Source organism: Nocardiopsis sp. CNS-639 (assembly GCF_000381685.1).
Taxonomy (GTDB): Bacteria; Actinomycetota; Actinomycetes; order Streptosporangiales; family Streptosporangiaceae; genus Nocardiopsis; species Nocardiopsis dassonvillei.
Map to the genome: position 1 here is coordinate 110712 of NZ_KB906854.1, position 12780 is coordinate 123491.

The 12780-nt window shown below is 70.1% G+C and carries 10 protein-coding genes; 4 read left to right on the forward strand and 6 right to left on the reverse strand.

The window, feature by feature from the left end:
* Nucleotides 1-81: 81 nt before the first annotated feature.
* The gene (fabG, locus tag G011_RS0100425; RefSeq protein WP_026337873.1) at nt 82-840 is read right to left on the reverse strand and encodes a 3-oxoacyl-ACP reductase FabG; all 759 of its coding nucleotides are present in this window, start codon (nt 838-840) and stop codon (nt 82-84) included.
* Nucleotides 841-1163: 323 nt separating this feature from the next.
* Between fabG and G011_RS0100430 the strand changes: the two genes are divergently transcribed.
* Together G011_RS0100430 and G011_RS0100435 are read left to right on the forward strand one after the other, a co-directional pair.
* A complete protein-coding gene (locus G011_RS0100430; RefSeq protein WP_013151573.1) occupies nt 1164-1661 on the forward strand; it encodes an ATP-binding protein in 498 nt (165 codons plus the stop codon).
* A gap of 248 nt (nt 1662-1909) precedes the next feature.
* Entirely contained in the window at nt 1910-2758 is an 849-nt protein-coding gene (locus G011_RS0100435; RefSeq protein WP_036552062.1) for a helix-turn-helix transcriptional regulator, read from the forward strand.
* A 207-nt stretch (nt 2759-2965) separates the two neighbouring features.
* Here G011_RS0100435 and G011_RS0100440 read toward each other — a convergent pair whose 3' ends face one another.
* The 5 genes from G011_RS0100440 to G011_RS0100460 all read right to left on the reverse strand — a co-directional run bounded on the left by G011_RS0100440 (nt 2966) and on the right by G011_RS0100460 (nt 8197).
* A complete protein-coding gene (locus tag G011_RS0100440; protein ID WP_013151575.1) occupies nt 2966-3199 on the reverse strand; it encodes a DUF397 domain-containing protein in 234 nt (77 codons plus the stop codon).
* Nucleotides 3200-3623: 424 nt separating this feature from the next.
* The gene (locus tag G011_RS0100445; RefSeq protein ID WP_036552065.1) at nt 3624-4670 is read right to left on the reverse strand and encodes a metal ABC transporter substrate-binding protein; all 1047 of its coding nucleotides are present in this window, start codon (nt 4668-4670) and stop codon (nt 3624-3626) included.
* Nucleotides 4671-4883: 213 nt separating this feature from the next.
* The gene (locus G011_RS0100450; protein WP_013151577.1) at nt 4884-5555 is read right to left on the reverse strand and encodes a TrkA family potassium uptake protein; all 672 of its coding nucleotides are present in this window, start codon (nt 5553-5555) and stop codon (nt 4884-4886) included.
* A gap of 28 nt (nt 5556-5583) precedes the next feature.
* The gene (locus G011_RS0100455) at nt 5584-7035 is read right to left on the reverse strand and encodes a TrkH family potassium uptake protein (RefSeq protein ID WP_019606727.1); all 1452 of its coding nucleotides are present in this window, start codon (nt 7033-7035) and stop codon (nt 5584-5586) included.
* 241 nt (nt 7036-7276) lie between these two features.
* Nucleotides 7277-8197 carry a cation diffusion facilitator family transporter gene (locus G011_RS0100460; protein WP_013151579.1) on the reverse strand — a complete coding sequence of 307 codons (921 nt, stop codon included), beginning with the start codon at nt 8195-8197 and terminating at the stop codon, nt 7277-7279.
* Between the two features lie 117 nt (nt 8198-8314).
* On the opposite strand from G011_RS0100460, the gene G011_RS0100465 reads away from it, so the two are divergent.
* A complete protein-coding gene (locus tag G011_RS0100465) occupies nt 8315-8644 on the forward strand; it encodes a helix-turn-helix transcriptional regulator (RefSeq protein ID WP_019606728.1) in 330 nt (109 codons plus the stop codon).
* 675 nt (nt 8645-9319) lie between these two features.
* A complete protein-coding gene (locus G011_RS0100470) occupies nt 9320-12526 on the forward strand; it encodes an efflux RND transporter permease subunit (RefSeq protein ID WP_019606729.1) in 3207 nt (1068 codons plus the stop codon).
* Nucleotides 12527-12780: the final 254 nt, after the last annotated feature.

Genomic DNA, 12780 nt, shown 5'->3' on the forward strand with positions numbered 1-12780 from the left:
TGCGAACCCGCCCCACCCACGGGGGCCGGTGCGGGCGCCCAAGCAGGGGACGAGGCGGAGCGCGGGCCCGAAGAGTACCGCCTAGTCCAGCGGCCCGCCGGCGACGTAGAGGACCTGGCCCGACACGAACCCGGCCTCCTCACCGGTGAGGAAGGCGACGGCGTTGGCGATGTCCTCGGGCACGCCCACCCGGCGCACCGGGATCTCGGCCTCCTTGAAGGCCTTCATGTCCTCGTACTTGACGCCGATGCGCTCCGCGGTCGCCCTGGTCATGGCGGTCTCGATGAAGCCGGGCGCGACCGCGTTGCAGGTCACGCCGAACTTGCCCAGCTCGATCGCCAGGGTCTTGGTGAACCCCTGGAGTCCGGCCTTGGCCGCCGAGTAGTTGGCCTGGCCCCGGTTCCCCAGCGCGGAGGAGCTGGATAGGTTGACGATCCGGCCCCAGCCGCCCGCGGTCATGTGGGCCTGGGCGGCCCTGCTCATCAGGAACGAGCCCCGCAGGTGCACGTTCATCACGGTGTCCCAGTCCTCCACGGACATCTTGAACAGCAGGTTGTCGCGCAGGACGCCCGCGTTGTTCACCAGGATCGCGGGCGGGCCCAGGCGCTCGGCCACGGTGTCGACGGCGGCGGTCACCTGGTCGGGGTCGGACACGTCGCAGCCCACGGCCAGGGCGGTGCCGCCCGCGGCCGTGACGCGGTCGACGACCTCCTGGGCGTCGGACTCCCTCAGGTCCAGCACGGCGACGGACCGGCCCTCGCGCGCCAGGCGCTCAGCGACGGCGGCACCGATCCCACGGGCCGCACCGGTCACGATGGCCACACGGGGCGTTGGTGACATGGGGTTACCTCCAAGAGTTCGCGTGGTGGGCGCGAGGAGATCCTATCCACATGCCAACCGGTCGGTAGGTGGACGGGGTGCGCCCGGGACGGGGCCGCCCGCGGGTGGGGAGGTCCGCGACGACCCGCTTCACGGGTCGGACGAAGTCGTCTCCCCGTTTGCCTGCACATCGTCGGGGCTTGGCCTACGATTGCCTGCAAGACGAAGATGCACGTGCATTCGAGTCGTGCAGCGGCACGCGCCCGACCTGCACGCGGACACGGTCCGTCCCCGGCCGTGTCACCGACGCCCACACAGCGGTGCGTCAGGGAGGAGTGGAAGGCATGGAGTGCGCTGAGGCGGTGGCCGACCCGGCTGGTGGCTGGTGGCTCAGGGTCCTGACGCACGGTTCCCGCCGCTGGAACACCCCCGTCTGCGGAGACCGGCACGACGCCGTCACGTGGAGCTTCGAGCCGCGCCCCCACTCGGTGGGGGCCGCACGCGAGATTTCCGAGGCGCTTCTCCACGAATGGGAGATGCACTACTTGTCCAGCGATGTCGCGGTGGTCGTTTCGGAATTGGTCACCAATGCGCTCCGGCATGGTGGCCCTCTGCCCTTGACAGGGCAGAGCGAGGGCGGTATTCAGCTCTCGCTCATGCGCAGCGGCAGTGAATTCATCTGTGCGGTTCGCGACGGTGGAGACCGGCTGCCGGAGAGAAGGGAAACCGATCTCGACCTGGAGGGCGGTCGGGGGCTTGCCCTGGTGAGTGCTTTCGCGCGAGAGTGGGGTGTGATTCCCACGCCGCCCGGTGGAAAGTTCGTTTGGGCGCAATTCGTGTGAGTGCCGGGGTTCCCGCCGGGCGCCGCGCCGGATCACTCCCGGCGGCGGGCCCTCCCCGGTGGTGCCGGGGGATCCGCCAGCGAGGCGAAGGCACCACTGCTCTATCGTTCTATCGTGTACCTGTAGTGTCTTGTCCGCACGGCAAAGGTGTCCCTTCACACGGATACCCTTGTGCGAGGAATGAGGGAGAGGCGGCGAACGTGGATATCGCTCGATTGCGCCAGGGGAGCGGCCCTACTGTGCGCCGCATGCTGATCGGGCACGAGCTGCGCCAGCTTCGCGAAGCGCGTGGTATCAGCCGAGAGGACGCCGGGAACAAGATTCGGGCATCGGCGTCGAAGATCAGCCGTATGGAACTCGGCCGGGTCGGTTTCAAGCTGCGCGATATCGAGGACCTCCTCAAGATGTACGGGGTCTCCGACCGCAAGAGGATCAAGGAAATCCTCGAAGTCGCGCGCGAATCCAACAAGCCCGGTTGGTGGAAGGAGTACGGGGAGTCACTGCACAAGTGGTTCATCCGCTACGTCGGCTTCGAGGAGGCCGCCGACCACATCCGCATCTACGAGTCCCAGTTCGTCCCCGGGCTGCTCCAGACCGAGGAGTACGCGCGGGCGGTCATCTCCGGCGGAGTGGAGACCGACGAGGTCACCGAGCAGCGCGTCGACGCCAGACTCAAGAGACAGCGACGCCTGCGCACCGACACGAGCATGCGCATGTGGGTGATCCTCGACGAGGCGGCGGTCCGCAGGCCCATCGGCGGACCGGAGGCCGGGCGCGAGATCATGCGCGGTCAGCTGGAGTGGCTCATCCAGCTCAGCAAGGAGTACGACAACATCACCCTCCAGATCGTCCCCTTCGCGGTGGGCGCGCACGCGGCCGAGGCGGGGTCGTTCACGCTCCTGCGCTACTCGGAGTTCGAGCTCGCGGACATGGTCTACCTGGAGCAGCTCACCGACGGCGAGATCATCGACCGCAGGCCGGTGGTGGAGGCCTACACCAAGGCCATGACCCGGCTCAGCGTCGCCGCGGCCACGCCGGACGAGACGCTGGAACTGCTGGAGCAGATGCTGGAGGACCTGGACAAGGAAGTCGGCTGAGCAACGGCGTGGGACGGGAGAGGGGATCCCGAACACGCTCCCAGGGATACGAGAGGCTCGCCGAGGCGGGCCTTTCCGGGTTTCGGGGCAGGTGCGCACGGGTGGGCGGCCGCGGACCGGTCGGGGCGACCGGGGAAGGGGTCACCGCCGAGCGGTAACCCCTCCTGTATGTCTCGGGGCGGAACGCGCCCGATGGGACGAAAGGTCCTAGCTGAGCAGGTTGTCGAAGTCCCCGTCCTTGGCGCCCAGAATGAGGCAGTCGATCTCCTCCTGGGTGTAGACCAGCGCCGGTCCGGACGGGAACCGCGAATTGCGTACGGCGATGGAACCGTCGCCGAGGCGGGCCATCTCGACGCAGGCGCCCTGGGAGTTGCTGCGCCGGGCCTTCTGCCAGGCCGCCTCGGTGAGCTGGGTCGCGGGGATGCCGTTGTGTGCGGTCATGCTGCTCCTTTTTTCGTCGAGGGGAACGTCCGTGCTTATGCACCGCCACATGCACGTGCATCAGCACCGACATGTTCACAAGCATAGCGTGACCCTCGCCACTTGTCCGAGGGTTTGGTGGTATGTAAGCGCCATGTAACCCATGGCCTCCCCATGTGTCGTTCCCATGCATGCCGGAGGCTGTTTCGGCCGGGAGGTAAAGGTGCGTGAGAACACGCGGCTTTCTCCGACCGGGGAACAGGGGTGCGAGAACGCGCGGGCACCCCGGACCGCGGGTGCGCGGGGCGCGAAAGCGGAGACCCCGCCCGCCGGGAGGACTGCCCGCCGGGAGAGCGGCGCGGGAGGGCGCGGGCACGCGTCGGCCCCGTCGGCCGGGGCGGGAGCCCGGGGCCGGCGGGGCCGGTGCGGTGGGACGCGGTGAGGGTCAGGAGCAGGACAGCGCGGTGGTCAGCGCCTCCAGGTTGCCCCGCATGATCGACGGGTAGTCGTCGCCGGGGGAGTCCTCGGTGACACCCTCCAGCGGGTCGAGCACCTCCACCTGTGCGCCGGTCTCGGCGGCGATGGTCTCGGCGGTCGCCGCGGGCATCAGCGGCTCGGTGAAGATCGTCTCGATGCCGCGCTCGTTGACGACGTCGGTGATGGCCGCGATCTGCGAGGGGGAGGGCTCGGTCTCGGGGTCCACCCCGCTGACCCCGATCTGCTCCAGGCCGTAGGCCTCGGTCAGGTAGGTGAAGGCGGTGTGCCCCACGACCACCTCGTCGTGCTCGCAGGAGGACAGCCCCTCCTCGTACTCCTGGCCGATCGCCTCCAGTTCGGCGGTCACCGCCTCCACGCCCTGCGCGTAGCCGTCGGCGCCCTCGGGGTTGACCTCGGCCATCCGGTCGCCGAGCGCCTGGGCGGTCTGGGCCATCAGGTCCACGTCCAGCCAGAAGTGGGGGTCGTACTCGCCGTGGTCGTGCTCCTCCTCGGCGGCGGCCTCCTCCTCCGCGTGCGCCTCGTCCTCGGCGTGGTCGTGGCCCTCCTCGCCGTGGCCGTGCTCCTCCTCGGCGTGCTCGTCACCTTCCGCGTGGTCGTGGCCGCCCTCTCCGGCCGGGTGGAGCTCCACGACGTCGGCGACGTTGAACGCGCTCTCGGAGGCCTCCTGCGCGATCGCCTCGTCCACGGCGGGCTGGAGGCCCTCCACGTAGAAGGCGATGTCGGACTCGCTGACCTCGGCGACCTGTCGGCCCGTCAGCTCCAGGTCGTGGGGCTCGGTGCCGGGCTCGGTGAGCTGGACGACCGCCACCCGGTCGCCGCCGATCTGCTCGGCCAGCCACTCCAGGGGGTAGACGCCGGTGACCACGGTCAGGTCCGCGTCGGCGGGTGAGACACCCGAGTCGTCCGCCCCCTCACCGCCGCTTCCGCAGGCGGTGATCGTCAAAAGTGTGGCGGCGCCGAGGGCGGCGGCCCGCACGGTTGTCCCAGTTCGCATGGGTCAATTGTCGGAAGAATGAAAACGGTTGTCAATTTGTCTGTTTGGATCGGAACGCTCACGCGCCCCGGAACCGCCGTCCGCGGGCGCGCGGAGCGGACGGCCGGACGCGGAACAGGAGGCGCCGCGCGGCTCCCCGTCGCCCTCCCCGTTTGACCGCTTTCCACCGCCCCGCAACGGTTGCGGACCCCTCCCGCCGCCGTGCGGCCCGGCTCAGGTGGACTCGGAGAAGCGCTCCACGTCGTCGGTGCGTCCTGCGACCACGATCACGTCGCCCTTGTTCAACACCGTCTCCTGGGTGGCGTAGGTGAACTCCTCGCCCATCCGCTTCACCGACACCACCGTGATCCCGTAGTGCTGGCGGACCCGCGTCTCGCGCAGCGTCTTGCCGATGAGCTCCTTGGGCGCCTTGGTCTTGCCCAGCGAGAAGCCCTCCTCCAGTTCCACGTAGTCGAGCATCCTGCCCGACAGCAGGTGCGCCACGCGCTCGCCCATGTCGTGCTCGGGCAGCACCACGTGGGTGGCGCCGACCTGTTCCAGGATGCGGCCGTGGCGGCGGCTCGTCGCCTTCGCCCAGATGTTGGACACCCCCATGTCCACCAGCAGCGAGGTGGCCAGGATGCTCTCCTCCAGGTGGGTGCCGATGGCCACCACCGCGCTGTGGAACTGGCCCGCTCCCACCTGGCGCAGCGCCTCCTCGTCGGTGGCGTCGGCGATCACCGTGTGCGTGAGCGCGTCGGCGAAGGACTGCACCAGCCGCGGGCTGGAGTCCACGCCCAGGACCTCCCACCCCCGGCTGACCAGCTCCAGGCCGAGCGAACTGCCGAACCGGCCCAGGCCGATGACCAGGACCCGCTTGTCGGTGAGTCTCCTGTGCTGCTGCACGGTGTCCCTTCCTTCCCTCGGAGTGCCCTCAGCCGATGATCGGCCGCGCCTCGGCGAGATCGTAGCGCCGACGGTGGTCGCGGAAGGCCAGCGCCGTCACGAAGGTGATGGGGCCGATCCGGCCCGCCACCATCAGCAGGGCCAGCAGGAACTGGGCCCACGGCGCCAGTTCCGCGGTGATGCCCATGGACAGGCCGACCACGCCGACGGCCGAGACCACCTCGAACATCACCGGGAGCAGGTCGAACGGGGTGGTGCGCACCAGCACGACGGTGGTGAAGGCCACGACCGTCGCGGACAGGAACACCAGGCTCAGCGACTGCCGGATCGCCTCGGGCGACAGCTGGCGTCCGTAGACGTGCACCTTGTCGTTGCCGCGGACCTCGGCCGCCACCACCAGGAAGATCACCGCCAGGGTGGCCACCTTGATGCCCCCGGCCGTTCCGGCGCTGCCGTTGCCGACGAACATCAGCATGATCGTCACCAGCAGCGTGGCGTCCTCCATCTCCCCGGTGTCGACGGAGTTGAGGCCGCCGCTGCGCGGCATCACGCCGTGGAAGAAGCCGTCGACCAGCCGGGACCACCAGTGCATCTGCCCCAGGGTCTGGGGGTTGTTCCACTCCATCAGGGTGACCAGCAGGGCCCCGCCCACGAAGAGGATCGAGGTGGTGGTGACGGTGAGCTTGGTGTGCAGGCTCCACAGACGCGGGGTGCGCAGTTCGCGCCGCAGCTCCAGCAGGACCGGGAAGCCGATGCCGCCGAGGATCACCGCCAGGGCGATCGGCACCAGGATGAACGCGTCGCCGGAGAACCGCATCATGCTGTCCCCGTACAGGGAGAGCCCGGCGTTGTTGAAGGCCGAGATCGAGTGGAAGAAGCCCGAGTAGGCGGCCTCCCCGAGCGGCATGCCGTAGCCCAGCCACATCCTCGGGGTGATCAGCAGGAACGTCAGGCCCTGGCAGATGAGGAAGATCAGGGCCACCCGACTGACCAGGCCGCGCACGTCGCCCACCCACATGCTCCGGGTCTCGGCCTGCACGGTCAGCTGCATGCGCAGCCCGAACCGGCGGATCATCGCGGTGCCCAGCAGGGAGGCCAGGGTCATGATGCCCATCCCGCCCACCTGCATGAGCGCCAGGACCACCCCCTGGCCGAAGGCGTTGAGGTCGTTGCCGATGCTGACCACGCTCAGTCCGCACACCGAGAGCGCCGAGGTCGCGGTGAAGAAGGCCTCGACGAACCCCAGTCCCCGGTGGTCGGGCGTGGTCAGCGGGGTCATCAGCAGCGCCGTGCCCATCAGGTCCACGACCACGTAGGCCATGAGGAACACGCGCGCGGGCTGGCGCCACGTGCTGGCCTCACGGGTGGTGCTCAGTTCCCGGCGCAGTTTGTACGACAGCCTCGCCGCCCTGAGCGGCAGGAGCGAGCCGCGCAGCCTGAGCAGGGAGCGCAGCCCCGCTCGCAGCCGGTTCTCACTCACCGCTGACCTCGGTCGGGAAGGGTGCCACGGTGTCTCCTTAGACGTTCCTGGACGAGGGGAGGTGTGCCGGAGGGTTCCGATCGTGGCACGCCGACGGCCCGTCCAGCATCGTAACCGCGCGGGGGGTGTGCCGGTGGCGCCCGCGGTGGTCCGCACCAGCGGGGACGCGGGCTCCGCGCGGGCCCGGCGGCGGTGCCCCGGCGCGGCTCGGCCGCGGTGCCCGGGTGCGCCCCGTCACAGGTCAGGCGTGTCGTGCGCCCTCGTGGTCGGCGTGGCCGGGCGGCTCCAGCTGCAGCGTGGAGTGCTCGACGTCGAAGTGGCCGGTCAGGCACGCGTGGAGTTCGTCCAGCATGCGACCGCTGTCGCGCAGGTGCTCCTCGGCGACCACCACGTGCGCCGACATCACGGGCACCCCGGAGGTGATGGTCCAGGCGTGCAGGTCGTGGACGTCCAGGACGGCGGGGTGTCCGAGCAGGTGGTCGCGGACCTCGCTCAGGTCCATACCCTGCGGTGTGGCCTCCAGGAGGATGTGCACGGCCTCGCGCAGCAGCGCCCACGCGCGGGGCACGATGATCGCCGCGATGCCCAGCGAGACGAGGGTGTCCACCCGGTCCCATCCGGTCAGCCAGACGACGACGCCGCCCGCGATCACCCCGACCGAGGCCAGGGCGTCGCTCAGGACCTCCAGGTAGGCGCCCTTGACGTTGAGGCTCTCGCGGGCGCCCGAGCGCAGGACGAGCAGCGCGCCGATGTTCATGACCAGGCCGAAGGCTGCCACGGCGATCATGCCCGGCCCGGACACGTCGGCGGGCTCCCGGAGCCGTTCGACCGCCTCCACCACGATGAACCCGCACAGGACGAACAGCACCAGCGCGTTGACGGCGGCGGCGAGGATCTCCGCGCGCTGGTAGCCGAAGGTGCGCCTGCTGGTGGCGGGCCGGGCGGCGATCCACACGGCCACCAGGGCCAAAGCCACCCCGAAGGAGTCGGTGACGGTGTGCCCGGCGTCGGCGAGCAGGGCCAGGCTGTCGCTGAGCGCGGCGCCGACCACCTGGACCACGGCGACGGCGAGCATCATCCCCAGGACCACCGCCAGCCGCCTGCTGTTGGCGGCCCCGGCGGTGACGCCGTGCCCGTGCCCGTGGTCGTGTCCCAGGCCCATCAGCCCTCCCGTCGCGACGTCCTCTCCCGGGGCCGCCGTCCGCGGCACCCATGGTTCAGTCTCCACTGTTTATACAGCCTGCGCTGTCTATACAGCAAGCCATGTACAATGGTTTTCATGTTGACCTCCGAGCAGCGCCTGTCCGCCATCCAGCGGCTCGGACGCGCCCTGTCCGACCCCACCCGCTGTCGCCTCCTGCTGGCGCTCCTCGACGGTCCCCACTACCCCGCCGGACTCGCCGACCAACTGGGGCTCACCCGCCAGAACGTCTCCAACCACCTCGCCTGTCTGCGCGACTGCGGCCTGGTGAGCACCTCCGCGCGCGGGCGCCAGGTCAGCTACGCGCTCGTGGACGACTCCCTGGCCCACGCCCTGGAGGACCTCCTGCGCGTGGTGTGGGGGACCGCCCAGCCGCACGAGGCCCCCGGGGAGCCCCGGTCCGCCTGAGCGCCGCCGCCACGGGGGCACCCGGCGATGGCCGGCCCGATGCGAGTGTGCCCGGTGCGCGCGGGCTTCCCGCCGTCGCGGGCCGGGCGTCCGGCTCCCCGCCGCTCCCGCCTCGTCACCCCCGGTGTCCCCGCGTTCCGCGTGCCCGGGGCCGTTTTCCGGTTGGCCGGAAGTTGCCACCGTGATGTCCGTTACAGGGCGCGCCCCCTGCGCGGTCGCAGGAAGCCGCATTTCATCCCATCCGACTCCGACTTACGGATGAGGACACCTACTTTGGTCAGAAACGGACCCTGACAGAAGGCTGACGCTTCCCTGAGACTTCCCTGAATCGTGCGGGAGAAGCCCCGAGTCCCGATATAACGCGACGTATGGTGAGTAGTGCGCCCGGCAGGTGCACGAGGCCCGGGAGAGGCGGCCGACACGGCCGCCCCGCACCCGGCAGCCAGACACCGGCACCCCTGTCACCACACCTTCGATCCCGGTCCCAGCACCGGCGGACGACCGTGTGCTGCCCCGGCGCGTACACGCGCTCGACGACCCACACATCACGGCCCGCCCCGTGTCCGCAGTGAACTAGGAGCGAGAACCTCTCATGTCCAGATCGGCCGCAAGGGCCCGCGCCGCGGGTCTCCCCCGGACGGGGACCGCTGCCACCAGCGTGGAAGGGACCCAGGTATGAACCGCGCCGCGGTCATGTCGCTCGGCAACCGGGCACTGGTCCTGCTCATCACCCTGGCAGTCCTCTTCTTCGGAGTCCTCGCAGCGGCGTCGGCCAAACGCGAGCTCTTCCCCGACATGTCCCTGCCGATGGTGATGGTCTCCGGCACCTACCAGGGGGCCGCCCCCCAGGTGGTGGAGAGCCAGGTCACCGAGCCGCTGGAACAGGCCGTCCAGAGCGTCCCGGGCGTCACCACGGTCACCTCGACCTCCAGCACCGGCTCCTCCCAGGTCACGGTCGAGTTCGACTACGGCCAGGACCAGGACGACCTCGTCCGCCAGACCCAGATCGCCGTCGACCAGGTCGCGGGCATGCTCCCCGAGGGCGTCGACACCAGCGTCATGTCCTTCAGCACGGACATGATGCCGGTCGTGATGCTCGCGGCGGGCGCCGGGGACGGCGACGACCAGGCCATGGTCGACCCGCTGGAGACCCACCTCATCCCCGAGCTGGAGTCCGTCGAGGGCGTGCGCTCGGCGACGATCACCGGCGCGGTGGAGTCCGACGTGGTCGTCACGCCGGACGAGGACGAACTCGCCGCCAACGGCCTGTCCCCGCAGAGCCTCGTGGACGCCCTGCAGTCCAGCGGCCTGCTCCAGCCGGGCGGGGACGTCGAGTCCGACGGCCGCAGCCTGAGCGTGACCACCGGTGACCAGTTCACCTCGATCGAGCAGGTCGAGGAGGTCTGGCTCCAGCCCGCCGCCGCGGGCGCGGACATGTCCGCCGCGGCGCCCGGCGCGCCCCCGGCCGCTCCGGCCGACCCGGTCCGGCTCTCCGAGGTCGCCGACGTCGAACTCGTCCAGGACGAGGCCGCCAGTCTGGCGCGCGTCAACGGCGACCCGAGCATCGGCGTCATGGTCATGAAGACCCCCGACGGCAACACCGTCGAGGTCTCCGAGGGAGTCCAGACGGTCCTGGACGAGCAGGCCGACGTCCTGGGCGAGGACATCGACATCAGCGTGGTCTTCGACCAGGCCCCCTACATCAACGAGTCCATCCTCGCGATGCTCGAAGAGGGCGGCATGGGCCTGCTCGCCGCCGTGATCGTCATCCTGGTCTTCCTGTTCTCGATCCGCTCCACCCTGGTGATCGCGGTGTCGATCCCGGTCTCGGTGCTGATCGGGTTCCTGGGCATGCAGGCGTTCGACTTCTCGCTGAACATGCTCACCCTCGCCGCCATCACCATCTCCATCGGACGCGTGGTGGACGACTCCATCGTTGTCCTGGAGAACATCCGCAGGCACCTGGACTACGGCAAGGAGCGGATGGCCGCGGTCAAGCAGGGCGTGCGCGAGGTCGCCGCCGCCGTGGTCTCCTCCACGCTCGCGACCATCGCCGTGTTCCTGCCGCTGGCCTTCGTCGGCGGCCAGGTCGGCGAGCTGTTCCTGCCGTTCGCGGTCACCGCCAGCCTGGCCCTGGCCGCCTCCCTGATCGTCTCCATCACCCTCATCCCGGTGCTGTGCTACTGGTTCATGCGCCCCAAGGAGATCGGGGACGCCACCCAGGAGGAGATCGAGCGCGAGGAGTACGAGCGGGAGATGCGCAGCCCGCTCCAGCGCGCCTACCTGCCGATCATCCGCTGGATCACCACCAAGCGCAGGACCGCCACGATCACCACTCTCCTCGCCAGCGTCGCGATCTTCGCCGGCACGGTCTTCATGGCCGGCGGTATCGAGACCGACTGGATGGGCCAGTCCGAGGAGAACACCTACCAGGTCGTCCAGGAGCTGCCCCCGGGCACGTCCCTGGAGGTCGCCGACGAGGAGGCGGCCAAGGTCGAGGACCTCCTCGCCGGCTACGCCTGGGTGGAGTCCTACCAGACCAACGTCGGCGGCGGCGGCGGTATGGCCGCCATGTTGGGCGGCGGCGGTGCCGCCCAGGTGGACTACAGCATCACCGCGGACCCCGACACCGACCAGGCCCGCAACCGCGAGGTGCTGCGCACGGCCCTGGAGGACCTGGACACCGAGTACGAGCCGCGCCTGAGCGCCATGGCCGCCATGGGCGGTTCGGGCATCGAGGTGCGGGTCAGCGCCGACGACCAGGACACCCTGGCCGAGGCGGCCGGGATGGTCGAGGAGGAGCTGCGCGGCATCGACGGCGCCGACGACGTCGCCAACAGCATCTCCGAGTCCCAGCCCGCGCTGGAGGTCCGCGTCGACGGCGAGGAGGCCGCCGAGCGGGGCATGACCGAGGCCATGATCGGCCAGCAGGTCACCGCCGCCTTCAACGGGCAGAACGTCGGAACCGTCACCCTCGACGACACGCGCCGCGACATGGTGGTCCGCGTCGACGAGGCGCCCCGGACCGTGGCCGAGCTGGAGGACCTGCCCGTCACGGGCCCGAGCGGCCAGGCGGTCCCGCTGTCCGACGTCGCCGAGGTGGCGGAGGTGCAGCAGCCGCCGGAGCTCACCCGGATCGACGGCATCACCAGCGCCACCGTGTCGGCGAGCGCCACCGGTTCCGACCTGGGCGCGGTCAGCGCCGAGATCACGCAGGCCCTGGACACCATGGACCTGCCCGAGGGCGCCACCGCGACCCTGGGCGGCGTCAGCCAGGACCAGAGCGAGGGCTTCGCGCAGCTGATGCTGGCGATGGTCGCCGCGATCGTCATCTGCTACCTGATCATGGTGGCGACCTTCAAGAGCCTGCTCCAGCCGCTGATGCTCCTGATCTCGGTGCCGTTCGCGATCACCGGTTCGCTGGGCCTGCTGCTGGTCACCGGCACCCCGCTGGGTGTGGCGGGCATGGTCGGCATGCTGATGCTCATCGGTGTGGTGATCACCAACGCCATCGTCCTGATGGACCTGATCAACCAGAACCAGAACAACGGGATGCCGCTCAGGGAGGCGATCGTGGAGGGTGCCCGGCACCGTCTGCGGCCCATCCTGATGACGGCGCTCGCGACCGTCGCGGCGCTGACCCCGATGGCCCTGGGCATCACCGGCGGCGGGGCGTTCATCTCCGCGCCGCTGGCGATCGTGGTGATCGGCGGTCTGCTGTCCTCCACCGTGCTCACGCTGATCCTGGTCCCCGTCCTCTACCAGCTGGTGGAGTGGGGTAAGCAGCGCGGCGCGGCCCGCAGGCAGGCGCGCCGCGAGCTGCGCAGGGAGCGTAAGGCCGCGGTCGCCGGGACCGAGCGCACCAAGGAGCCGGTCGGCTGATCCCAGGCCGTTCCCGGTTCGGGGGCGCTCCGCGCACGGCGCGGGGCGCCCCTCGCCGTTGTCCGGGCGGCTGGCCTCACACCGGCGGGGTGTTGACCGGCTACGACGGTACGAACCTGAGTTCGATCATGAAAAATTCGGCAAAGGTGTTTTATAGGGCGACTTGGCGGTAGTGGCGTGGTATCCGCGCCCGGCCCGCCGGGCGGGAAGGGTGCGGTCGCCGTGTCCCGTGGGCCCGCGGGGGTGGAAGGGCG

Excerpts from the sequence above, each read along its gene's own strand:
- fabG (WP_026337873.1), bottom strand. The coding sequence starts at position 840 with ATGTCACCAACGCCCCGTGTGGCCATCGTGACCGGTGCGGCCCGTGGG.
- G011_RS0100460 (WP_013151579.1), bottom strand. The coding sequence starts at position 8,197 with ATGGGCCTGGGACACGACCACGGGCACGGGCACGGCGTCACCGCCGGG.
- G011_RS0100435 (WP_036552062.1), top strand. The coding sequence starts at position 1,910 with ATGCTGATCGGGCACGAGCTGCGCCAGCTTCGCGAAGCGCGTGGTATC.
- G011_RS0100470 (WP_019606729.1), top strand. The coding sequence starts at position 9,320 with ATGAACCGCGCCGCGGTCATGTCGCTCGGCAACCGGGCACTGGTCCTG.
- G011_RS0100445 (WP_036552065.1), bottom strand. The coding sequence starts at position 4,670 with ATGCGAACTGGGACAACCGTGCGGGCCGCCGCCCTCGGCGCCGCCACA.
- G011_RS0100440 (WP_013151575.1), bottom strand. The coding sequence starts at position 3,199 with ATGACCGCACACAACGGCATCCCCGCGACCCAGCTCACCGAGGCGGCC.
- G011_RS0100430 (WP_013151573.1), top strand. The coding sequence starts at position 1,164 with ATGGAGTGCGCTGAGGCGGTGGCCGACCCGGCTGGTGGCTGGTGGCTC.
- G011_RS0100465 (WP_019606728.1), top strand. The coding sequence starts at position 8,315 with ATGTTGACCTCCGAGCAGCGCCTGTCCGCCATCCAGCGGCTCGGACGC.